At 47.7% G+C, this 23509-nt stretch carries 22 protein-coding genes; 9 read left to right on the top strand and 13 right to left on the bottom strand.

Going from position 1 to position 23509, the window contains the following annotated elements; all coding sequences use genetic code 11:
- Position 1 precedes the first annotated feature (1 nt).
- The 6 genes from Q1B04_RS19275 to Q1B04_RS19250 all read left to right on the top strand — a co-directional run bounded on the left by Q1B04_RS19275 (position 2) and on the right by Q1B04_RS19250 (position 6334).
- Complete coding sequence (locus tag Q1B04_RS19275; RefSeq protein WP_299762323.1) at positions 2–733, top strand: sulfite exporter TauE/SafE family protein; 732 nt, start codon at positions 2–4, stop codon at positions 731–733.
- 50 nt (positions 734–783) lie between these two features.
- Positions 784–1716 carry a universal stress protein gene (locus tag Q1B04_RS19270; protein WP_299762320.1) on the top strand — a complete coding sequence of 311 codons (933 nt, stop codon included), beginning with the start codon at positions 784–786 and terminating at the stop codon, positions 1714–1716.
- 310 nt (positions 1717–2026) lie between these two features.
- Positions 2027–3592, top strand: coding sequence for a PAS domain-containing sensor histidine kinase (locus Q1B04_RS19265; RefSeq protein WP_299762317.1), 1566 nt, complete (start codon positions 2027–2029; stop codon positions 3590–3592).
- Entirely contained in the window at positions 3582–4028 is a 447-nt protein-coding gene (locus tag Q1B04_RS19260; RefSeq protein ID WP_299762314.1) for a response regulator, read from the top strand. Before Q1B04_RS19265 ends, Q1B04_RS19260 begins: the two co-directional genes overlap by 11 nt.
- Positions 4029–4043: 15 nt before the next feature.
- Entirely contained in the window at positions 4044–5276 is a 1233-nt protein-coding gene (locus Q1B04_RS19255) for a hybrid sensor histidine kinase/response regulator (RefSeq protein WP_299762311.1), read from the top strand.
- Positions 5273–6334 carry a response regulator gene (locus Q1B04_RS19250; RefSeq protein ID WP_299762308.1) on the top strand — a complete coding sequence of 354 codons (1062 nt, stop codon included), beginning with the start codon at positions 5273–5275 and terminating at the stop codon, positions 6332–6334. The genes Q1B04_RS19255 and Q1B04_RS19250 overlap by 4 nt, the downstream gene beginning before the upstream one ends.
- 118 nt (positions 6335–6452) lie before the next feature.
- Here Q1B04_RS19250 and Q1B04_RS19245 read toward each other — a convergent pair whose 3' ends face one another.
- From Q1B04_RS19245 to cysC, 6 genes are all read right to left on the bottom strand, one after another.
- A complete protein-coding gene (locus Q1B04_RS19245) occupies positions 6453–7073 on the bottom strand; it encodes a haloacid dehalogenase-like hydrolase (protein ID WP_299762304.1) in 621 nt (206 codons plus the stop codon).
- A 325-nt stretch (positions 7074–7398) separates the two neighbouring features.
- Positions 7399–7617, bottom strand: a complete 219-nt coding sequence (locus Q1B04_RS19240) for a hypothetical protein (RefSeq protein WP_299762301.1) — start codon at positions 7615–7617, stop codon at positions 7399–7401.
- Between the two features lie 206 nt (positions 7618–7823).
- A complete protein-coding gene (locus Q1B04_RS19235; protein ID WP_299762298.1) occupies positions 7824–8840 on the bottom strand; it encodes an SDR family oxidoreductase in 1017 nt (338 codons plus the stop codon).
- A 199-nt stretch (positions 8841–9039) separates the two neighbouring features.
- Positions 9040–10599, bottom strand: a complete 1560-nt coding sequence (locus tag Q1B04_RS19230) for an amidohydrolase family protein (protein ID WP_299762295.1) — start codon at positions 10597–10599, stop codon at positions 9040–9042.
- A gap of 188 nt (positions 10600–10787) precedes the next feature.
- Positions 10788–11618, bottom strand: coding sequence for a 3'(2'),5'-bisphosphate nucleotidase CysQ (gene cysQ / locus Q1B04_RS19225; protein ID WP_299762292.1), 831 nt, complete (start codon positions 11616–11618; stop codon positions 10788–10790).
- A gap of 41 nt (positions 11619–11659) precedes the next feature.
- Complete coding sequence (cysC, locus tag Q1B04_RS19220) at positions 11660–12271, bottom strand: adenylyl-sulfate kinase (RefSeq protein WP_299762289.1); 612 nt, start codon at positions 12269–12271, stop codon at positions 11660–11662.
- A gap of 121 nt (positions 12272–12392) precedes the next feature.
- Between cysC and Q1B04_RS19215 the strand changes: the two genes are divergently transcribed.
- Positions 12393–13289, top strand: coding sequence for a sulfotransferase domain-containing protein (locus Q1B04_RS19215; RefSeq protein WP_299762286.1), 897 nt, complete (start codon positions 12393–12395; stop codon positions 13287–13289).
- A gap of 3 nt (positions 13290–13292) precedes the next feature.
- On the opposite strand, the gene Q1B04_RS19210 is transcribed toward Q1B04_RS19215, so the two are convergent.
- The 5 genes from Q1B04_RS19210 to Q1B04_RS19190 form a co-directional block, all read right to left on the bottom strand.
- Positions 13293–13736 (bottom strand): hypothetical protein, encoded by a 444-nt coding sequence (locus Q1B04_RS19210; protein ID WP_299762283.1) that lies wholly within the window; start codon positions 13734–13736, stop codon positions 13293–13295.
- A 215-nt stretch (positions 13737–13951) separates the two neighbouring features.
- The gene (locus Q1B04_RS19205; RefSeq protein ID WP_299762280.1) at positions 13952–14404 is read right to left on the bottom strand and encodes a YbhB/YbcL family Raf kinase inhibitor-like protein; all 453 of its coding nucleotides are present in this window, start codon (positions 14402–14404) and stop codon (positions 13952–13954) included.
- 114 nt (positions 14405–14518) lie between these two features.
- Positions 14519–15532 carry an LLM class flavin-dependent oxidoreductase gene (locus tag Q1B04_RS19200; RefSeq protein ID WP_299762365.1) on the bottom strand — a complete coding sequence of 338 codons (1014 nt, stop codon included), beginning with the start codon at positions 15530–15532 and terminating at the stop codon, positions 14519–14521.
- A gap of 147 nt (positions 15533–15679) precedes the next feature.
- A complete protein-coding gene (locus Q1B04_RS19195) occupies positions 15680–16228 on the bottom strand; it encodes a class I SAM-dependent methyltransferase (RefSeq protein ID WP_299762277.1) in 549 nt (182 codons plus the stop codon).
- Positions 16229–16487: 259 nt separating this feature from the next.
- Positions 16488–17933 carry an amino acid permease gene (locus Q1B04_RS19190; RefSeq protein WP_299762274.1) on the bottom strand — a complete coding sequence of 482 codons (1446 nt, stop codon included), beginning with the start codon at positions 17931–17933 and terminating at the stop codon, positions 16488–16490.
- Positions 17934–18331: 398 nt separating this feature from the next.
- Between Q1B04_RS19190 and Q1B04_RS19185 the strand changes: the two genes are divergently transcribed.
- Entirely contained in the window at positions 18332–19330 is a 999-nt protein-coding gene (locus Q1B04_RS19185; RefSeq protein ID WP_299762271.1) for a 2-hydroxyacid dehydrogenase, read from the top strand.
- Between the two features lie 67 nt (positions 19331–19397).
- On the opposite strand, the gene Q1B04_RS19180 is transcribed toward Q1B04_RS19185, so the two are convergent.
- A complete protein-coding gene (locus tag Q1B04_RS19180) occupies positions 19398–20537 on the bottom strand; it encodes a putative sensor domain DACNV-containing protein (RefSeq protein WP_299762268.1) in 1140 nt (379 codons plus the stop codon).
- A 220-nt stretch (positions 20538–20757) separates the two neighbouring features.
- Between Q1B04_RS19180 and Q1B04_RS19175 the strand changes: the two genes are divergently transcribed.
- Positions 20758–21795, top strand: coding sequence for a medium chain dehydrogenase/reductase family protein (locus Q1B04_RS19175; RefSeq protein WP_366524743.1), 1038 nt, complete (start codon positions 20758–20760; stop codon positions 21793–21795).
- Between the two features lie 107 nt (positions 21796–21902).
- On the opposite strand, the gene Q1B04_RS19170 is transcribed toward Q1B04_RS19175, so the two are convergent.
- Complete coding sequence (locus Q1B04_RS19170) at positions 21903–22604, bottom strand: protein-L-isoaspartate(D-aspartate) O-methyltransferase (protein ID WP_299762266.1); 702 nt, start codon at positions 22602–22604, stop codon at positions 21903–21905.
- Between the last annotated feature and the right edge of the window lie 905 nt (positions 22605–23509).

Below are 23509 nucleotides of genomic sequence, written 5' to 3'. Positions count from 1 at the left end.
TATGATTTGGGCTGGTTTTATTTTCGGGTTAGTTGGTAGTTTTCATTGCGTGGGGATGTGCGGCCCTATCGCAATGGCGCTACCCTTTGTCGGGAGCTCCGGCTGGCGCTACTATGCCGGCCGGCTCCTGTACAATAGCGGCAGAATTGTAACATACGTTTCGATGGGTGCGCTGGCAGGAGCCTTTGGCGAGTCGCTGCAGCTGGCTGGCTTGCAGCAAACAGTATCTATCATCTCCGGGGTGCTTATACTTCTTCTCTTGGTGTTGCCTGCCACGCTTAAGGGCAAGTATGCCAGCATGCTGGGCACCGATAAACTGATGGCTTGGGTGAGGCAGAAACTGGGCTACTATTTTCAGAGAAACTCACTTGGGTCGCTGTTTATGGTGGGCTTGCTTAACGGCCTGCTGCCTTGCGGTTTTGTTTATATCGCACTGGCCGGAGCCATTAGCGCCCCGAGCGTAGGAGGAGCCATGCTTTACATGGCCCTTTTTGGCCTGGGTACTTTTCCGTTGATGTTTCTGGTGTCGCTGTCAGGCAGGTTGATCAGCCTGAAAATGCGTAGCCTGTTTAACCGGGCTGTTCCTTATATCGGCATCATGCTGGCCATACTTTTCATTGTGCGCGGAATGGGTATGGGCATCCCTTACCTGAGCCCGAAAGTAACTCAAACGGCACAGCATAAAAAAGAAATAAGCTGCTGCTCAAAGCCAAATGTGGCCAAGGCAGATTAGAGTACACATCAGAAATAATCATAAAACCTATTCTTTACCATTGCTAAACTATGTGTAAAAACAAAAATATAAAGCGTGTGCTGGTGCCGGTGCAGTTCGATAAAGCAAGTAAAAAGCTGTTGCGCTACGCCTGCCAACTTGCCAGTACTTTGGGGGCAGAGCTGCTGCTGCTGCACAACACTAAAACGAAGGATCTTACCCTTACCCAACAGAGCAGCTTTATACACCAGCTACGCACGTTTGGAGAGTGTATTTTTAGCGAAGGGCTTAAGTCGGGAGCCGTGCCGGTGCCGTATGAGTGCGTAGTGAAACCAGGCTGCCTGAGCAACTGCGTTGCCGGGGTGGTATTTGATTATAAGGTTGATTTGGTGCTGATGGAAACCTGTGTGCTACATCAGGAAGAGGAGGAGAACGACCCCGATAATGCCGCTGCCATTATGGAAGTGGTTAGCTGCCCTGTGATGGTGATGCCTTGCACGACGACTTTTAAAAAAATAGAAAACCTGGTTTTCGCCACCGACTTTACCGATCAGGATGACCACGTGCTGAACCAAATCGGAAGCTTTGCAGATCAGGCTGGTGCCAGGCTAACGCTGGTGCAGACTTACTCTAAATCAGAGCGCCAGCAATTAAGCAATTACAAAGCTGCCATGCGCGCAGTAGAAGAAAGACTTACCAGCAAAAACGTAAGGTTGAGGCTTTTGGAGGAAGAAGATACCCTGGAAGGCATCAGCGACTTTGCCGAACAGTCTGCCGCCGATATGCTCATACTGGCAACACAGGACAACTACCTGTTGCAGCGCCTGTTCAGTAGCAATTACATCAAAACAGCCGCTTACCACACCCGTTATCCTATCCTTACCTTCAGGCAGCAAAAGAAAAAGCCATGCTCTGGCTTATGTGCCAATTGTGTGAATAAGAAGGCAGTTCAACAGCAAGATATACTTAATACTTTAGCATTTGCTGATACTGTTCGCAGATAACTCATGTTGATTTAAGTAAATTAGAAGTTTTAAAACTGTTATCATGCTGCAGTTAAGAAATCAGTTTTTCTATTGCGTAGCAACATTTAAAAAAGGTATCTGCTCAAGGAGAAGAAGTACGGTTCATTCACTGCTCAGCTTGTCAAGACCAAAAAGTTCGTGAGCTTTTGTTACAACTATGGCTATAGTATGAAGGCGTAGCATAAGCAGCGGTTTTTTTAACGCTCGGTGTTTGTTAGATGAATATGTGCTGGCATCTTTAGCAATTAATGGCTGAAGTGGCTAATTTTAAAGAAACTTTAGAAGATACTTGGAAGAGCCTTTAGATAAATTCGAACAGAGCCTGGAGCAAAGCACCCGGCTGAAGGCCATTATTGATACGGCCATTGATGGTATAATTACCATCGATAGCAAAGGTATAATTGAAACGGTAAACCCAGCCGCCGCGCGTATCTTTGGTTATCAACCGGAAGAGATTATCGGTAAAAACATAAAGGTGCTTATGCCGGAACCTGACCGTGGGCTGCATGACAGGTACATTAAGAATTACCACCGCACAGGCGTAGGCCAGATCATTGGCAAAGGACGCGAAGTGCTGGGTAAGAAAAAAGACGGCACCGTTTTTCCGTTTTTGCTAAGCATAAGCGAAGTAAAGTTACAGGATAAGCAGATTTTTACGGGCATCGTGCATGACATTACCGAGCTTAAAGAAGCCGAAAAAGCGCTCCGTGTCAGCGAGAACAAGATCAATTCTATCATTCAGGCGGCAGTAGACGGCATCATCACCATCAATACGCGGGGCATCATTGAAATGGTGAACCCAGCAGCGGCCAAACTGTTTGGATATGAGGGCCATGAGCTGATCGGTAAAAGTATAAATTTGCTGATGCCCGAGCCTGATAAAAGCCGGCACGACGGCTATATGCACCACTACCACGCAACCGGTGAGAAACGCATTATTGGTATTGGCCGCGAGGTGACAGGCTTGCGAAAGGATGGCTCCATTTTTCCGTTTTACCTAAGTATAAGCGAGGTGCAGCTGGCCGGCCGCAAAGTATATACAGGCTTTGTGCATGACATTACCAAGCAAAAACTAAGCGAAGAGCGCCTGCGCCGCTACGCCGCCGAGCTGGAGCGTAGCAACCGCGAACTGCAGGACTTTGCCTATGTTTCGTCGCATGATCTGCAGGAACCTTTGCGTAAGATTCAGGCCTTTGGCGACAGGCTGAAAACAAAGGAATATGACAACCTGAGCGAACAAGGCAAAGATTACGTGGACCGTATGCTCAATGCGGCCTCGCGCATGCAAAACCTGATTAACGACTTGTTAGACTTTTCCAGAGTCACCACTAAATCGAAACCGTTTGTAGAGGTAAACCTGGATAATATCTTAACAGGAGTTATATCTGACTTAGAAGTAACCATAGAGAAAACCGGAACCAGAATTATTCGTTCACCGCTTCCCGTGATCGAGGCCGAACCTACCCAGATGCGCCAGCTTTTCCAGAACATGTTAAGCAATGCCATCAAGTTCAGGAAAGAGAATGAGAGCCCGGTCATCAACATTTACGCAAAAAATCTGCAGCGCCAGGCACACCTTACGGCCACGCCCGGCGACGAACTGACAGAGATTTATGTGGAGGATAATGGCATCGGATTCGATGAGAAATACCTGGACCGTATCTTTAATATTTTTCAGCGCCTGGAAGGGCAGAAGTACGAAGGCTCAGGAATAGGTTTGGCAATTTGCCGAAAGATAGCCATCCGCCATGGCGGAAATGTTACCGCTCAAAGCCAACCTGGCATAGGGACACGCTTTATCATCACGCTTGCATTAAAACATCCAGAAGAAACACACGAAAGCAATGGTTACTAAAAAATCCATCATTATACTTGTTGCCGACGACGACGCCGAGGACCGCATGCTGGTAAAGGATGCGCTGGAGGAAAGCCGCCTTAAAAACAACATTCATTTTGTTGAAAACGGAGAGGAGCTGATGGATTACCTGCACCACCGTGGCAAATATGCCAACCAGAGTGAACACCCGACCCCCGGCCTGATACTTTTAGACCTGAACATGCCTAAAAAGGACGGACGCGAAGCGCTGAAAGAGATAAAAGCCGATGAACGCCTGCGCCTGATTCCGGTGGTAGTACTAACCACATCGAAAGCAGAGGAGGACATTTTACGAACCTATAATTTGGGGGTGAGCTCTTTTATAACCAAACCGGTAACGTTCGCCTCGTTGGTAGATGTTATGAAGACGCTAAGCAAGTACTGGTTTGAGATTGTTGAATTGCCAAAACTGTAGCGCTGCTGAGATACGATGGCAGAAAAAATCCGCATTCTGTTGGTAGACGATGATGAAGATGACTACATCATTACCCGGGATATTATTGACGATATCCCGGACCGGAACTACGCGCTTGCCTGGGCAGATTCCTTTAGCGAGGCGCTGAAAGTAATCGCTGAGCGACGCCATGAAGTATACCTGGTAGATTACCGCTTAGGTGTGCATGATGGATTAGAGTTGATTAAAGAAGCGGTAAAGCAAGGGTGTGCGGCTCCGTTTATACTTCTGACCGGCCAGGCTGATCGCCAAACCGACGAAAATGCTATGCGTGCCGGTGCGATGGATTACCTGGTAAAGGGCACTATCAGTCCGAACGAGCTGGAGCGCTCCATCAGGTATAGTATAGAGCATGCCAAGAGTTTAGAGGTGATACAGCGTCTGAACACTGAGTTGGAACAACGCGTGAAAGAGCGTACCCAGGAGCTTGGCACCGCCATAAAAAAGCTGGAGCAGACAAACCGAAGCCTTTACGAAGCAGAGCAGGAGGTACGCAAGGCCCTGCAAAAAGAAAAGGAATTACACGAGCTGAAATCAAGATTCGTGACAATCGCTTCGCACGAGTTTCGTACGCCGCTGAGTACGGTTCTGTCGTCAGCATCGCTTATCGGCAAGTATAAAACCACTGAAGATGACCATAAGCGTAGCAAGCACGTTGACCGGATTAAATCTGCGGTGAGTAACTTGACTGGCATTTTAAATGATTTCCTGTCCATCAGCCGTATAGAGGAAGGCAAAATTTACAACCTGCCTACAGCGTTTGATCTGCAAGCTTTTGCTGCTGAAGTAGCAGACGAAGCGCAGGGGGTGCTAAAGCTGGACCAGAAAATAATTTACAGCCACCAAAGCCCCGAGAAAACAGCCTGTCTGGACAAGCAATTACTGAAGAATATTCTGCTAAACCTGCTGTCTAATGCCAGTAAATATTCTGCTGAGCAGAAAGAAGTCATCTTCACGACAAGTATAAAAAATAGTGTCGTTAAGGTTGTGGTGCAGGATCAGGGCATTGGCATACCCGAGGCTGATCAGGCCCATCTGTTCACGCCTTTTTTCCGGGCTCAGAATGTTACAAATATACAAGGGACCGGCTTAGGCCTAAACATAGTTAAACGCTATGTGGATATTATGGGTGGCACCATCAACTACCAAAGTGAGTTGGACAAAGGCACCACCTTTACCGTTACGCTTCCGCAAAACACACAAGTATGAAAAAGATATTGCTGATAGAGGATAATTTTGAAATACGCGAAAATATTGCTGAGATTCTGACGCTGGCGAACTATCAGGTTTTAGAAGCCGAAAATGGTAAAATTGGTGTAGACCTAGCCAAACGCGAAATTCCTGACTTGATCATTTGTGACATTATGATGCCGCAGCTGGACGGTTACGGGGTACTGCGCATGCTGAGCACCAACAAAGCCACTGCCAATGTACCGTTTATCTTTCTGACTGCGAAATCTGAAAAAGAGGACTTCCGGAAAGGTATGAACCTGGGGGCAGACGACTACCTTACCAAACCATTCGATGATTTAGAACTGTTGGATGCGGTAGAAATGCGCCTGCGTAAAAGTGAGAACCTGAAGGCGGGTTTTCAGAAAAATGCTGAAGGGCTGCATGATTTCCTGCAGGAGGCGAAAGGCCAGGAGAACCTGGAGAAATTAACTTCCGATAAACAGAAACTGCAGCATTTTAAAAAGAAGCAGACTTTATTTTTGGATGGCAATTACCCTAGCGCTCTTTACTTTCTGAACAAGGGGAAAGTCAAAACCTACAAATCAAACGAAGAAGGACGCGAGTACATCACTAACCTATACAAAGCCGGCGATTTTATCGGGTACCTCGACCTGATTGAGGAAAACGCTTACCGCGAGTCTGCGGTGGTGATGGAGGATTCTGAAATCTATGTGATTTCTAAAGAAGACTTTTTCCTGCTGCTGCACAACAACCGCTTAGTGGCGAACCAGTTTATTAAAATCCTGTCTGATAATCTGGCAGACAGGGAGGAGCGGCTGCTGAAACTTGCCTACAATTCAGTAAGAAAGAGGGTAGCAGAAGCGCTGTTGTTTGTGGAGAAACAGTATCAAAACAAGCCAAATACTGCTACACAAGTAATTATTTCGAGAGAGGATTTAGCAAATATTGTCGGGGCGTCCAAGGAAACCGTTATCCGTACGCTGGCAGATTTTAAAGACGAGAAGCTAATTGAGAGCCAGGGCAGCAGAATTACGATTATCAGTAGTGAGAAACTAAAGAAAATGCGGAATTAGCCTGCGTAAAACCAAAGCCACACTAACGCTAAAAAGTTTATACTTATTAAACCTGACTAGTATACTTTAAAGAAGTATACTTAGCTGAAAACTACAGTAGCAATCTGGAAGGTATATGTTATTCGGAGTAGGCAGATATTTCCCCGTCATCTACCAGAAAAGCTTTTTCAGCTTCGGAAAGTATGGCTTCTTTACTATCAGAGTAAGCCTCTATTATTCTGAATTTCCTGTCCTGAAAGTAGCTTTCAATCCTGCGCAATTTCTCTTCATCCTTGCAAGCCTTGCCTTCAACTTTGTAGGTGCCGTTTTCATACTTTACTTCAGTTCCGACAAAGCCATCTACCGGAAATAAGTCGAACAGGGGCTTTACGTATAGTTCTAAACCACCGGTGGCACAGATTACTTTCACGCCTGCCGACCGCATTTTATTAAATCGGTTTAGCAGGAATTGGTTGAAGTTTTTGGGATATTCTTCCTGCCAGAATTCCTCGGCAAAAGCTTTTACCTGGTCTGGCTGTAGGTGGTCGAGGTAGTTAAAGAAGTTTTCCTTGAACTCTGTTTGCCGCATCTGGTGCATTTTGTGGAGCAGTTTGTAATAAGCCATCTCAAACAAAAATTTAAACCGCTTAGGCTGCTTGCGTACCACAAACTTATAAAATTGATCTTTAGAGCTTTTGTTGTAAAAAGTGCCGTTCAGGTCAAATACAATTACTTTTTCCTCCTCTTTATCGCCTGTCATTGTGATGGTGCTACATAATGCTGGTACGTATACGTTGTGCCGGAGAAACCGCTCTATTGGTTTAAAACAAAAAAGTGGTATGGCAGCTGTTTTATAAGCTTGCTGCCATACCACTTAAATTAATAGCTTTTATTGAGCCTGTTTAGAGTTTATTCATACTATACTGCCTGCCCTTGCTGCGTGTTTTCACTAGCAAGAGTAACAGCATTTTCATTTTGATTGTTGGTGAAAAACACCAACAATGGCGGGTGTAGGCTCTATAACCAAAAACGCTGAACAGCATTTATTGTAAAACTTAATGCTTTACAGTGTAAAAAGCACGTTCTTATTGATTTTGATCTGTCTCGATTGTTTCGGTCTCCGTTTCGATGGTGGTGTCTACTTCACGAACAGTTCTTTCAACTTCAAGCTCAGATACAGTAGTGTCAGTATCTATCACTGTACCCTCCATATTGTCTGTGTCGGTCATGCCATCGTTGCCGTTACAAGAGTAAAGGCTAAGGGAACCAACAGTAAGTATACACGCAATTAATAACTTTTTCATCGTATTAATATTTTAGTCTAACATCAAACAAGCACATAGTCTTAAATGTATGTGCTTGATTATTAAAATACAGTCTTGTTTTACGGGTTGAAACAAGGTAAAGGTTATGCAAACCCGCTTAGGAGTATTTTAAACGGGTTTTAGCTGCATTTAAATGCCTCTGGCAAGTATAACCGGCCAGAGGCTCTTGAAGCAATAGTTAAAACTTATTTATAGTTCTTTCTTTTGTTCTTGCCGATGAGGGCTACCGCTGCCGCGCTGGCAGCTGCCACAACTGCACCCGTAATAACAGGGTTCATGGTGGCGCGGGTGTAAAGGCTTTTCTTCATGACGTGGCCTTTATGGTTGCCGTGCACATGGCCGTCTTCGCCGTGCTGGTGCAAAGAGCCGTCTTTATGTTTTGCCGGCTCATCACGCAGCTGCAGGTTCGTCATAAACTTCTTGTTTACCCAGTCTACCAGGCTTGGAGCATACTTATTCAGGCTGCTCATCATCTTGGAGCCGCTGCCAATGTACATATCCCGCTCCGGGTGCTGTGCAGCATGAAGTATGGCTGCGGCTACTTCCTCTGGTTCATACACGGGCGGGGGCAAGGTAAGTGCTTTGTCGGTATAGTTTTTGGCATGATCGGGGTAGGGTGTATTAATACCGGCAGGCTTGATCAGGGTAACCGACACCGGAGATTTATCTTCCTCCAGCTCCACTCTAAGTGCCTCTGTAAAACCTTTTACAGCATGCTTACTGGCAGAATACATGCCTTGCAAAGGTATGGCCACATCCGAAAGCTCACTGCCCAGGTTAATAATGGCACCGCCACGGCTACGCAAGTGTTCTGCCGCAATAAGAGAGCCGGATACTACTCCCCAGAAATTTGTGTCGAACAGGCGGTGACTGTCTTCATCGCTCACATCCGCCAGTTTGCCGTAGATGGAAACACCGGCGTTGTTAACCCAGGTGTCAAAGCCGCCAAACCGCTCCACGGCAGCGTCGGCAATCCGTTTTACATCTTCACGACGGCCTACATCGGCCACCAAATGTATGGCTTCTGTGCCGCTTTGTTTTAACTGGTTTTCAATTTCTGCTAAGGCTTCTTTATTTCGGGCAGCCAACACAAGTTTTGCGCCTTTTCTGGCAGCGGCGCGGGCTGTTGCAAGGCCTATGCCGCTGGATGCACCGGTAATTACGATCACCTGATCGCGGAGTGGTTTTAATGAAATGTTCATAGCTTTAAGTCTGTTTTCAAGATACATATCGATACTTTTCATACGTGGGCACCGCACGGTTTAGTTATCAGCAGCATAAATAATCGCTAAATCTACAAAGTAGTATAACCTATGGGTGTAGCATAAAACTGAAAACAGCAGAGGCAGGATTTCTGGTCCTGCCTCTGCACAAAGTATAAATTGTGGCTGTAATTTTTACTTACGGCTGCACTTGTTTCCGAAGTATTTTTCCTTGCCTGTCGCTGCTGAAGCGCTCGTTCTCTTTTACAATCTGGCCATTCATGAGCACGTACCGGAAGCCGCTTGCAAGCTGGTCGGGCTGCTCGTAGGTAGCGTTTTCTTTTACCGTTGCCGGGTCAAAAATCAAAACATCGGCTTTATAACCGGGCTTTAGGAGGCCACGGTTTTTAAGCCCAATAGTTTCGGCGGGAAGGCTGGTCATTTTGCGTACGGCCTCCTCCAGGGTAAGCAGTTTCTGGTCTATCACGTAAGTCTGCAGTATTTTGGCGAAAGCACCATAGCCCCTGGGGTGATGCATGGTGGGGCTGCCGTCTGTACAAATCATCACATGCGGGTCGTGCATCAGTGCTTCCTGCAGCTCCTCGTTCATGATAAAGTATGCGCCGCTTGCACCGTAGGGACCAATGTTGTCCATCAGCACCTCTTCAAAAGGCTTGTTCAGTTCCTGGGCAATCTGCTGCAGGTTTTTGCCTGTATACTTACCGGAGCCGATGAGCGTAGCCTCCGGGCCGTTGCGCTGCATAATTCTGTTTCGGAGGTATGTTTTCAGTTCGGCACGCCGGCTTTTCAGCACTTGCTTGTAGTCGTGGGGCCTCTTTGCCCAATCAGGGAAAAGTATGGCGATGCCCGTAAAGCTTGCCGTGTAAGGGTAGAAGTCGGCTGTTACTTTGGTGCCGCTTTGGCGGGCGCTATCCAGCACCTGCAGCACCTGCTGGGCGCGTTCTTTGCCTTTGCCGTACACCACTTTTATATGCGATACGTGCACAGGGCAGTACTCTCCCTGCGCCAGCAGTTCCTTTATCGACTGCTCCACATACTGGTCGTCTTCGTTACGCATGTGGCTCATCACAATGCCGTTTTTAGAACCCACAACTTTGGCCAGCCTGTTCAGCTCGTTGCTGGTGGCATAGTAGCCGGGGTTATACTCTAAGCCTGTGGTAAGTCCGTAGCACCCGGCATCCATGGCACTGGCTACCAGTTGCTCCATCGCTTTCATATTCTGTTCCGAAGGCAGGGAATCATACATGGCCCCGGAGAGCACCCGAAGAGAATTGTGGCCGGCAAACATCGCTATGTTTACGCCTGGTTTCGCAGCATCTACAGAATCCATCCAGATGCTTAAGTTTTTCTGGTTGGGGCTAAAGCCATCTTGCCCAAGGCAAATAGTGGTGACGCCCATCGCCAGAAAGTTTTTGAACTCCGGTTCTTTTATGGGGTCACCATGCGCATGGGTATCTATAAAGCCTGGGGTAACCACCATTCCCCGTGCCATAATAGTATTTTGAGCTTTATAGGAGGCGGTGGTGTCTCTGTCGATCAGGGCTATGGTGTCGCCGCTAATCAGTACGTTGGCCACATAGGCAGCAGCGCCTGACCCGTCTACTACGGATGCTTTCTCCAGCAGCAGGTCATAGGTTACGTTTGCCTGTTCTTTCTGGGCCGTGCTTTGGCAAGAGGTAAAAAGCGAAGCTGCCAATATAGCCGGCAGCAGGCTGTGGAGCGGTTTATACTTTAGCATCTTTTGAGTTTATACTTTAATGAAAGGCTATTTATACTTTAAAGCAATTTAAACAGATCAGAAGTATAAGTTACACATTCGTAATTTAATTGACGTAAGTATAAAGCAATATCCGGAGGCAGCATCTATTTTTAATCTGATAAACAGAGTTTTTGCCCCGCCTGCACAACTTTATACTTTAGGTTTGATTAGTATGCGATAAAGCTAGGGTTCAGAAGGTTGGGTTTGTTGTAAGCGAGCTCGTGCTGCAGGTTTTGTTGGTAAATGCCTCTGTTAAGCGTCAGCAAAATGGCATGTGCGGCGGCGGTGTCCCATTCCATGGTGGGGGCAAAGCGCGGGTAAATATCTGCCTTGCCTTCGGCTACAAGCATAAACTTTAAGGAGCTGCCCATACTTACAGTTTGGGAATTGGGAAACTGGCTGATAAATGCAGCTGTCTCAGGACTCAAATGCGTGCGGGAAGCAATGATGTGCACCTGCGGTTGCTGGAGCAGTTCTTTTAGCTCCTGCCGTTTAGGCTTGGGCTTTAATAGCGTTTGCTGTCCCTGGGTTTCCTTGTACACGCCTGTGGCACTCGAGCCAACGTATAAAGCGCCTAAAACCGGAGCGTAAATCACGCCGCCTACAGGTATGTTGAGGTGCATCAGCGCGATGTTTACAGTAAACTCTCCGTTGCGCTTCAGGAATTCTTTGGTGCCATCCAGCGGGTCTACCAGCCAATGCCACGGCCACTTCTCCCTCTGCTCAAAAGCCGTCTGTTTACCTTCTTCAGAAAGTATAGGCAGTCCTGTTTGTGCCAAGTGGCATGCAATAATTTCATGCGCGGCACGGTCGGCTTTGGTCAGCGGCGAGTCATCGGCTTTTACCTCAACTTCGGCATCACCTGAAGTATAGACTTTCAAAATGGCCTCGCCAGCCTCCAGAGCTGCTGTTTTTGCTGTTTGGAGCAGCGTTGTAATGTTTGCTGCGTACGCGGCTGAAGAATTGCCTGAATTGTTTTGTTGTTGAGTTAGTGTCATATAATGGCTTCATGAATGAGCAGCCGCTGCAAAAATCGTGTTTAAGCTATCTTCATCTGTTTCTGCAATTTCAGCTGCGGCTCTACAAAAGTTATCAGTTTCTGCAGCGAGTTTTCAATGCTTTCCTGGTCTGTTTTAAGTATGATGTCAGGATTTTCTGGAGTTTCGTACGGTGCACTTATGCCGGTGAAGTTCGGGATCAGGCCTTTCCTGGCTTTGGCATAGAGGCCTTTGGTATCGCGCTGCTCACAGACCTGTAAAGAGCAGTTTACATATACTTCAGCAAATCTTTCCGGGCCGACAATCTCCTTTACAAGCTGCCGCTCCGTGACGTAAGGAGAGATAAAGGCGCAGATCACTATCAGTCCGGCTTCCAGCATCAGGTTGGCCACTTCGCCTACGCGGCGCATATTTTCTTTGCGGTCCTGGGCGGTAAACGTCAGGTCGCGGCACAAGCCGTTGCGTATGTTGTCTCCATCCAGCAGAAAAACTTTAGAACCGTTGTGAAAAAGATAGTGCTCCAGGCGCATGGCCAGCGTACTTTTTCCGGAGCCGGAGAGGCCTGTGAGCCAGAATAGCCGCGGCTCCTGCTGCATTGCCTGCTTGCGCTGCTCATAGCAGACTTTCGATTTGAAAGGGTAAATGTTCTTCATCTGTTCAGCAGCATTATAAACTCCAAAAACTTAAAAGCAGATACTTCTGCCACCTTGTACGGCAACAACGGGTTTAAAGCCGTATAGGCTGTAGGCTATAATTAGTTAACGAATTCTACCTATGAAAATACTGCAGGGCGGCGCACCCAAGTGCGGCAACTTCTGGCTTTATCAGATCTTACAGCAGGTGCTGCAACGTAGCGGGCACCAAATCCAAAGCTTTATCCAGCGGCAACCTATTTATGAACTGGCAAAAGCCTGGGACTTGAATTACCCCAGTCAGGCAAGTATAGATGTGCTTGATGTAACAGACTTGCAGTACAGCTACAGGATCAGCAGTATTTTCAGGATGCCGGTAACAGACCTGCAGGAGTATGTAGCCCAGTCGGATCATGTCTGGACGCACTCGCCAATCTGCAAAAGGAGCGGTGAGCTGCTGAGCCTGTTCGATAAAAAAGTATACATTGTTCGGGACCCACGCGACCGCGCTATTTCTGCTGCCAAATACTATACTTCGGAGTACATGCTAAAGTATTATCCGCAGGAGGAAAAAGACCCGCAACGCTACTTACAAAAGCATTTTAAGGAGCTGATGCTGGAATGGGTGTGGCATGTATACGACCACTTGCGCCTAAGCAAACAATATCAAATCCATATCGCATTTTACGAAGGTTTTCTGTTGGATTTTCAGCTGGAGCTGGAGCGGTTGCTGGCTTACCTGGGCGTTGATTTAAACGAGGAGCAGCGAACAGAACTGCAGGATGCGATGAGCTTTGCCACCCTGAAAAGCACAAATCCAAAACACCTCAAAAAAGGGCAGTCGGGTTACTGGATGGACCAGCTGACCGATGAGCAGGCAGAGCAGGCAGCCATTATAGCGGGGCCGCTGCTGCGCTTTCTGGGTTTTCCGGTTTTTAAAGGGCAGCTGATGAGCTATAGTCCAGAGCCGCCGCACCAGGATTTTGAGGCGCTGAAGCAGGAGCTGATTGCCTCGCAGCAGCCCTTGTACCAGCATTAGGCCCTACCAAACACCCAGCTGCCTGCCAATGGTTTTGAGTTGCCCGATGTGATAACCGGTATGGTGCAGGGTGGTCATGGCTGCCCAAGAGAGCGTTTTACCGTTGGGCTGTACGTTAAATAAGTTGGTTTCCGGGTTTGTAACAAGCGCAATCATTGCATCCAGTTCCTGGGCATAAGCGTCTATGGCTGTGTTCCATTCCTGCTCACTTTCCGGCACATGGTTTTCGGGCCACGGCGCGTCGGGCCAAACATCAATGTACTGCTCCGGGTGCTTCATAAATCGCAGCAGCGTCTGTTGCCGTGCCCGAATATGGCCTAGCAGTACCCAGGCAGAGAAATGCAGCCCGTCGAGTATGATACCTGCTTTTTTGTAGTCGAATTCCCGCAGCAAAATAACGTTTGGGGCGAAGCCGCCTTTCAGCAGCTCCACCAGTTGCTCTCGCATTAAAGTATCAACCTGCTGAGTTGCTTGATTTGTATGTATACTTTCCAAGTTTGTTTCTTTTGATGATTTATACTTTCAGATCATCAGAAACGAAGAGGGTAGAGCTTTGGTTTGTACTTTAGATATATATAGGAGAAGGATGAGCAGCTTATTTGTACTGCCGCGAGTTTTAAACTGGCAGCAGGATTCTGGTTTTATACTTAAATCTTACAGAATTAGTGACTGTATAAGCCCATCAGTTCTCCGGTGCCAATAATATGGTTTTCCATCTGCAGGAAAACATTCTCTTTTGTACTGCCTTCCGGTAGGCCTACCTTTACATCAATGGCATATACCCTGAAAAAGTAACGGTGCGTGCTGATAGTAGGGCAGGGGCCGCCATAGTTGCAGTTGCCAAAGTCGTTCAGACCTACAATGCCCGGCACACTGTTTTCCTCAATGGTATGGATGAGCGGCAAATCCCACACCAGCCAGTGCGTCCAGTCGCCATTCGGGGCATCCGGATCGTTGATAACTAAAACCATACTTTGTGTACCTTCCGGAAAAGCGCCTATTTCCAACGGAGGGTTAATGTCGTCACCGTCGCAGGTGTATTTTGCCGGAATAAACTCGCCGGTGCTAAACGCTTTACTGCTGAGCTGCAGGCTGTGTATTACTTTGGTTTCCATAGAGATATGTATAAATGTAAAACTATTTATACGTGCTGCATACAGAAAAATACAGACATCAGCCAGATGATTTAGTGTGACGATGTGGCGTCTGGCTGATGTCTGAGAATAGGTTTATTTTGTGATGATCTCAGCTAGAATCTCGTAAGAACGGAGCCTTGCTTTATGGTCATAAATGTGTGAGGCAAACATGAGTTCGTTTACCTGGGTGTCTGCTACAAAAGCCTCCAATTCTTCTTTTACGGTGGCCGAAGAACCTATAAAAGTATAGCGAAGCATCTGCTGTACAGCATATCTCTCCGATGCATCCCAGAAGTCTTCCATACTTTCTACCGGGGGTTGCTGCGGGTTCGGCGTTCCCCGAATCACTCCCAGAAAAGCCTGATAAAGTGTGGTGGCAAGCCTTTCTGCTTCCGCGTCTGTGTCTGCTGCCACGGCGTTGATACAGGCAATGGCATAAGGCTCTTTTAAGTGATCAGAGGGCTGAAAGGTATCGCGGTATACTTTGAGTGCTGCCTGCAGTGCGGCCGGTGCAAAATGGCTGGCAAAAGCGAACGGCAGACCCAGCATGGCGGCAAGCTGAGCGCTGTAAGTACTGGAGCCAAGCAGCCAGATAGGCACCTCCAGCCCTTGGCCAGGTATGGCGCGAACTCTCGCTGCCGGGTCTTCCGGGGCAAAATAATGCTGCAGCTCCTGCACATTCTGCGGAAAATCATCAACGCTGCCGCGTAAGTCTCTGCGCAGGGCCATGGCTGTGAGCTGGTCTGTGCCGGGCGCTCGGCCCAAACCCAAATCAATACGGCCCGGGTGCAACGACTCTAAAGTGCCGAACTGCTCTGCTACCACCAGTGGCGCATGGTTAGGAAGCATGATGCCCCCGGAGCCGACTTTTATACTTTTAGTGCCGCCGGCAATGTGGCCAATAAGAACTACCGTAGCAGAACTGGCGATGCCGGGCATGTTATGATGCTCTGCCAGCCAATAGCGTTTAAAGCCCCAATCCTCAGCGTGGCGGGCCAGGTCCAGACTTGTTTTAAAAGAATCAGCGGGTGTTTTTCCAGCCAATATAGGTACCAGGTCCAGTACGGAGAAAGGTATATCAGACAACTTTTTGGTGTTGCTGCTCATTTTAATCATTCTAAATTTAAAGATACAGATACAGTGATGCGGCCCCAGTTACAATGCGGAGGCTGCATCACTGTATGACAAAAAAGGACTGATTTTGTTTATAAAATCAACAGGGAAGTATGATGGGAGTATTAAGCAACGCTTTTGCTATTTTTCCGGTACAGTCCAGAAATAAATTTTGGCACCGTCCACCTCAATGGTTTGCTCTGGCTCCCAATCGCCCATATCAAACGCGTGCGAAACGATACGGGTGCCGGGCTTTAGCTGCTCCAGCAGTTTAGGGCGCAGCTTTTGGTTTACGGTAGGCAGCAGGTAAAGCGTCACGACGGTTGCCGGGCTAAAATCCTCCTCAAAAAGATCGCCTTCTATAAAACGCACCTGATGAGTTACGCCAGCTTCGCGAGCGTTTTTGTTGGCTTCCTCAATCCTTTCGGGGTTAATATCAATGCCAGTGCCGGTAGCGCCATACTTCTTTGCGGCTGTGATCACAATTCTACCGTCGCCGCAACCCAAATCGTAGATTATGTCATCCTCAGATACTTCTGCTAATTTTAGCATGGCGTCTACCACACTCTGCCTGGTAGGTACATAAGGCACGTCTGGCATGCGCTTCATGGTTGACTGCTGCGCCTGCGTATAAGCTGTGGCGCAAAGTATAATCAAAAGCGTGAAAATGGAGTTTGATAGAATTCTCATAAGCTTCGATTTAAATAATGAATGGATAAGTACTGATTCTGTACTGTGTCGGTATAGCAGCTTATAACCCGGCGGGCGATGATGCCTGGTGCAGTAGGAGGGGCTAATTGTGGTAAGTCATACTTCTACGGATGGAATTTATTTTCAGTTATATATCATTTTGTTAAGTTTATGTAATCAAGTTATACTTGCTCAGTCAGCTTTCACCGGGTTAAGCTTTAACAGGAACTGCAGGATGTATATAGCCATACTTTAGTACTTATTTTATACCGGGAATCTCCTTATCATTTACCTTGAGCAGCTTGTTTAGTGATGGTAGCGCCAGCAACAGCAGTACCCCAAGCAGCAGTACGGCCACTCCAACCAGTGCGCCGAGGCCGGTGTAAACCAGGCTGGAGTAAAGCAGGTAAGCGCTTGTGAAACAAAATACAAGTGGGGTGAAGGGATACAAGGGTACCCGAAAAGGGCGGTGGCGTTGTGGTTCCTTGTGCCGCAGTACAAACAGCGCAATGCCCACCAGCAGCAGGAAAAACCAGAAAACAGGGGCCGTGTACTCCACAATCGTCTCAAAGCCGTTACGTGTAAAAAAGCCCAACCCGATGAGGGCAAGCGCTATGCCGCCCTGCACCAGAAAAGCGTTTACAGGCGATGACGTTTTAGCATTCCATTTGCCCAGCAACCCGAAAACAGGGAAATCTCTGCCAAGCGCGTAGTTGGTGCGTGCCCCGGTAAATATGGTGGCGTTGGCGGAGGTAAGCGCGGCAACAGCCACAATCAACCCTATCAGCACCAGCCCGCCTTCTCCGTAAGTTAACCGCATTAAATCTGCTGCCACGGCATCTGATTGAGCCATGCCGCTCATACCGAGCACATTCAGGTACGATATGTTCATCAAAACATAAATGGCTGTAATAATCAGGATGCTGATGACCATGACATAAGCCATGCCTTTACGGCCGGAGCGCAGTTCTGCCGAAATATAGGCCGCCTCATTCCAGCCGCCAAACGTCAGTAGCACAAACACCATTGCCAGGCCTAAAGAGTTGGCAGAATTTGCTGTATCCGCGGCAGCTATAGTTGTAAAGTCAGGTTCGGATGAGGCCGAGAACAGACCTGCAGCAATCACAATTAGAATACCCAGCAACTCCAGTGCCGTCAGCAGCTTCTGAGCACCAGCACCAACGCTGATCCCGATGATATTTATACTTGTCAGGAGCACTACCACCAAAGCCGCATACAGGACAGACGAGAAAGCGCCCAAGCTATAGATCTGCGTAGCATAATCTCCGATAATAAAGGCAAGCAAGGCAATGGAACCCGTTTGGATAACGCTCATACGGGCCCAGGCAAACAAAAATGCCAGTTTTTTCCCGAAGGCGCGGGTCAGGAAGTGGTAATCGCCGCCGGCATTCGGAAAGGTGGTTGAGAGTTCTGCATAGCATAAAGCCCCTATCAGCGACACCAAGCCTCCTAAAACCCAGGCTGTAAGAAACATGGTGCTACCGCTTGTGTTGGCAGCAACCAGAGAGGGGGTCCTGAAAATGCCAGCGCCCACCACAATGCCCACAATCACGGCAATCGCATCAATTTTACCCAAGGCTGGCTTAGGCTCCGCAACTGCCTGAGTACCCGTGGTAAATGCCTGATCCTCCATCCGGCGTTGCTTTATACTTGTGCCTCCCGCTGTGCTGTTAATATCCTCCATATACCTGTTGTCTTGGGGTAATTAAAGCGCTGTTAGCCAATGCTTTTAACCGAGATTAATTGCTTTTGTACGGGAAACCAACGGTGTATAGCTGCTTTATGAATGTTATTTTAGTATAAAAAATTCTTTGTTTAAGCTGATGCAGGGAAGTGTGAATAATTTTGAAGCAATCAAACTCAGCTTGAATGTAACCTGCTTCCAGCATACTTATCTGACTTTAATTTCCGGATTAAGGGAAACTCCATTTACACCTTTGCTGAAAACTGATTCTCTGCTAACATGATATTTGGTTGACTATCATGTTTTTATAGTGCATTTCAAAAGCCTAACAGCTTAGCTGCGTAAAGTATAAAGAGAGTCAGCATCAATTTTAAGTATCTTAAACATCGGTAAGCTTTATGAAAATCACGTTTTTCAACTCAAAAGTATATGATCAGCAGTTTTTTCAGTCGGAGAACAGCCATTACGGGCATCAGCTTAACTTTATGGAGGTGCCGTTAAATGAACATACCGCTGTACTGGGTAAAGGAGGGGAGGCAGTATGTGTATTTGTAAACGATACGGTAAACGCCCAGGTGCTGCAGCAGTTGGCAGCAGCGGGTGTAAAGCTTATTGCTTTGCGTTGCGCAGGGTTCAATAACGTTGATTTACAAACTGCTGCTAAACTGGGTATAAAAGTAGTGCGGGTGCCGGCGTATTCTCCTTATGCCGTTGCCGAACACACGCTTGCACTCATACTTACGCTAAACCGTAAAACGCACCGTGCTTACAACCGCGTGCGGGAAGGCAATTTTGCGCTTCATGGTTTGGTGGGCTTCGACCTGCATGGCAGAACCGCTGGCTTAATCGGCTTAGGTAAAATCGGATTGGTAACGGCGCGTATTTTAAAAGGCCTTGGTTGCCGGGTACTAGCCTACGACATCCGGGAAAGCGAGGAAGCACGTGCAGCAGGCATAGAATTCACATCGCTCGAAAACCTGTACCGGCAGTCAGATATTGTGTCGCTTCACTGCCCGCTCACACCTCAAACCTTTCACCTGATAAACGAAGCCAGCATTGCAAAAATGAAAGACGGTGTGATGCTGATCAACACCAGCCGCGGGGCTATTATAGATACCAAAGCTGTCATAGACGGGCTGAAGACCGAGAAGATCAAGTACCTAGGGCTGGATGTATATGAGGAGGAGGGAGACTTGTTTTTCGAGGATTTATCGGATAAAGTAATCAAGGATGATGTGTTTATGCGGCTGCTATCTTTCAACAACGTACTCATAACAGGGCACCAGGCTTTCTTTACCACGGATGCTCTTGAAAGTATAGCGCATATTACGCTGCAGAATATAACAGACTTTGAGCAAGGAAAGGCGTTGGAGAATGAGGTGCTTCCTGATAAGTAAATGCTAGCTGCTATAATTAGCGCTGTTTATACTTTAATATTCCATAAGCCTCTTTCAACATTGGTTATTACAGCAGCAGCGTGTCTATCCGGTGTGCCTGCACCATGTTCTCGCATGGCGACCAGGCAAAAACAGTAAAGCTACCATCCTGAGAGGCTACCATGGCTATGGAACCGGTCTGGTCTTTTACGAACTGGGCTGCCGATAAATGCCGGGTGCCGCCAAGTTGCGTCGGATGAATAACGGCAGCTTCGCTGTCTACGACGGGCTCTGTGAACAGCAGCTGCGCCACCGGGTCGCTCCCTTTCTGGCGGCCTATTTTAGCGCCGAAGGCCAGCAAGTCATAATCATCTGTCATTAAAGTAGCGCCATCCACGGCAGTTAAGGAGGCTATGCTTTCCACCTCCTGCCGAAGCAACTCCTGCCACTGGCTGCGGTTTTTTTGCTCCTCTTCCTGCTTCAACAGTTTCGCCAGCCCGCAGAACGCAGGCTGAATGGCGTAGGTAATGGGCGTTACGATTGATGTTTGCCAATCCGAAGTGCCAGCAGGCACCAGCAGCAGCGTACCGCCACGCCCATGGGTCCGCATCGACACCGCCAGCTGAATATGCACATTAGCCATGGTAACCGGCGCAGAAAAACCAAGTAGCGAGGTAAGGAGTTGCGGACAGTTCGGAAGGCTGGCGCTGCTCTCATCCACTAGCTTTATCTGATCACCTTTTAGCACCGCCACGTTGGCAAATTTCCCGTAACCATCAGCCCTTCGGTGTTTTATTACAAGTAAACCGGGCTCCGGAACGTTTACAACAAAACAGTAACTGGGTATCCAGCGGGTTGTTCCCCATACGCATAGTTCATTTTTATCTACCCACACACCCAAGTGTATGCCCGGCTGCTCAACACCCGGCGCAATTTTGATCAGCGACTCCGGACTAAGGGGCAGGCTGTGCTCAAACTGAAGAGGCTGCGTTACACGATCTGGCGGTAAAAAGGCTAACGATATTTTAGGGGCGTGGCCTTCTTCCCGGCGCAGGCTGGCCCAGAAAGCAGCATCCAGTATAGCTTCTATGGTATGTCGGGCTGGGGCAGGGGCCAGGCCTTCGGCACCACTTTCCAGTGCTGCTGTAAGCTGATTTCTGAAATGCGCTTCTACCTTTGGCGCTACAATCTGAGCAGCCTGGTAGGTAGTATGGCGGGGGTTGTGCATAGAAAGCTTCTTGTCGGTTTGGGCGCAGCAACAAGCGCAAAATCACGCACTTGCGAGCAAGGGCGGGCGATACCCTTTTAAGTTTTACGTGAATTTGGAGCCGCGAGCATAAAAATGGGCAGAAGTTCGCTTTCTAATCGTTTGCATATTGTGCTTTGTAAGTATAAGTTACAGGTGAAACAACAAGCTCCTGCTGCCGTTGCGGGCAAAGTAAAATTCAATGAGCAAAACATATATGATCGAACGCCAGGTTTACCGCATGTCCAAAGCCGGATCTATCAGCAACTTAAAACTTCAGAAGGAAAACCTGCCAATACCCAAGCCGGACGAAGTATGCGTGCAGGTGAAAGCGATAGGGCTGAATTTTGCTGACATTTTTGCTATGCAGGGCCTGTACAGTGCTACGCCAGAGGGAGCGTTTATACCGGGCCTGGAGTTTTCGGGAGTGGTTATGGCTGTGGGAGAGGATGTGCAAGATTGGAAAGTAGGAGATAAGGTAATGGGAGCCACAAAATTCGGAGGTTATGTCTCACACATCAACATAAACCACCGCTATGTTATTCCGCTGCCTGAGAGCTGGAGCTTTGAGGAAGGCGCAGGTTTTCTGGTGCAGGGGCTGACAGCCTATTACGCCATCACGGAGCTTGGGAGCCTGCATGCCGGAATGACGGTGCTCATACATAGCGCAGCCGGCGGTGTGGGTATACTTGCCAACCGCATCTGCAAAAAGTATGGCGCTCATACTATCGGCACGGTGGGCAGAGCCGGCAAAGTGGAATTTCTGCGAAAAGAGGAAGCTTATGACGAAGTAATACTGCGCGATAAAGACTTTCCTGAAAAGTTGAAAGCAGCACTCGCAAACCAACCTTTGCGCCTGATCATGGAGTGTATCGGCGGCAAGATTCTGAAGCAGGGCTGGGAGGCAATGGCACCTATGGGGCGGATGGTGGTGTACGGCAATGCCAGTTTTTCGAGCCATGGCGCCAGACCCAACTACCCAAGCCTATTCTGGAGATACCTGCGCCGGCCTAAAATAGACCCGCTGCGCCTGCCCACCGAGAACAAATCGCTGATGGGGTTTAACCTCATCTACCTGTATGAACAAACGGAGATGATGCACCGGTTACTTGGCGAGCTACAGGCTCTTAATTTGAAGCCGCAGCACATTGGGCATGTATACAATTTTGAAGCGATGCACGAGGCGATCAGGCTTTTTCAGCGGGGGCAGTCGGTGGGAAAGGTTGTGGTAAAGGTTTAAGCGTGCGTACTCAGAGTTTGAAAGTATGAAAGGCTTTCAGAAATTTACTTAAAAGAAATTTTGCATCTGTTCCGCGTCAGAGCAGCTTTCCTAAATCAACGGAATTTCTATTGTTTATCGCCTCCCGTAAAAGGCACAAATACTACGGGCATCAGCTTTTTGGTGGATATTTTGCCGTTTTTCTTTTCTATCAGCAGCAGCGACTGCGTTCTGAACTGTGGGCCGATAGGAATCACCATTTTGCCGCCGTCTTTCAGTTGCTCCACCAGCGGAGGCGGCACTTTTTCGGCAGCAGCAGTTACTACAATGGCATCGTAGGGCGCATGCTCTCCCCAGCCGTGGTAGCCGTTTCCCACCTTCACTTGCACGTTATCATAACCCAGTTTTTTTAGACGTGTAGCGGCAGATTGCCCAAGCTCAGGTATGATTTCGATGGTATAAACTTGCTTTACGATTTCTGCCAGCACTGCCGCCTGGTAGCCATTGCCTGTGCCTACTTCCAGCACCTTCATCTGCGGGGTTGGCTTTATAACCTCGGTCATGTAAGCCACCATGTAGGGCTGCGAAATAGTTTGTCCGGAACCGATGGGCAAGGGGTGGTCTTCATACGCATAGGCAGCCTGATCGGGGGGGACAAACAAATGGCGTTTTACGGTGCGCATGGCCTTCAACACGGCTTTGTCTTTAACGCCCCTGGCTTCAATAGATTCACGCACCATTTCTTCTCGTTTTTGCTTATAGCTGTCCTTCTCCTGTACAGTTAAAATCAGCAGCGTAAACAAAATCAGGATATAGGCTGGTGATACCATGGCGATAACTGATGTTAAAGTTCAGGCAAGTATGAGTGGCAACAGTATCCGCTTCAAGCGTTCCGGGTATATTAATTTATACCTTGTACAGGCATTTAGGTTATGCTAAAGTATGAACTTGGCAACTGTGGGTGTGGTTGCTCTTTAATATGATGAAAAAGCTTGAAATTAAAGCTCAGAATGTTTTCTAAAAAGAAAGCTGTTTAGAGTTTTTAGTTATAGGGCCTATACCCGCCATTGTTGGTGTTTCTCACCAACAATCAAAATGCAGATGCTGTTAATCTTGCTGGTGAATACACGCAGCAAGGGCAGGCAATGTAGTATTAATAAATTCTAAACAGGCTCAAAGACATCTGAAGTATAGATTACTGATGTTGCCCCAAGCTAAAGTGTTGAATTTGGCGTTAGAGAAAGAAGGCTTAATTTGTATGATGGCAGTGCCCTAGAGCAGCTTTTCTTTTGCGTTTGCAGTAGCCTTTTATACTTCTGAGGCCTCGTTTGTGTTCTAAGTGGTTGCTGTGCTTGTGTGGTAAATGACAAACCGGGCATTCAGGTGCAGGCGTCTCCATTTCTTTGAGCAGATCCGGCATTTTATCTTCTACCTGTTTGAGGTAAGCGACAATAAAAAGTGTTCCTATAATTCCGATCAGGGTAAGTATAATAGTTATCATGGCAACAAGATTATGCAAATAATACACACGCTGCATGCGGCTGTAACTTGTGTTATAGCACGATGAGGTAATTAAATAAACACTGATTAAGATCTAATATTGTGCTGCAGAAACCCTTTTTGTTGAATTTGCGTAAGGCGATGCCTCAATCTTATAATAGAAGCTATCTCATAAATATGGACCTTCCTTAGGGGGTATTTGTTTATCTGTCATGAAGCTTACAGATAAACAATG

The sequence above is a fragment of the uncultured Pontibacter sp. genome (genome assembly GCF_947495565.1).
Classification (GTDB): domain Bacteria; phylum Bacteroidota; class Bacteroidia; order Cytophagales; family Hymenobacteraceae; genus Pontibacter.
This window is presented reverse-complemented; position numbering and strand designations above follow the sequence as displayed.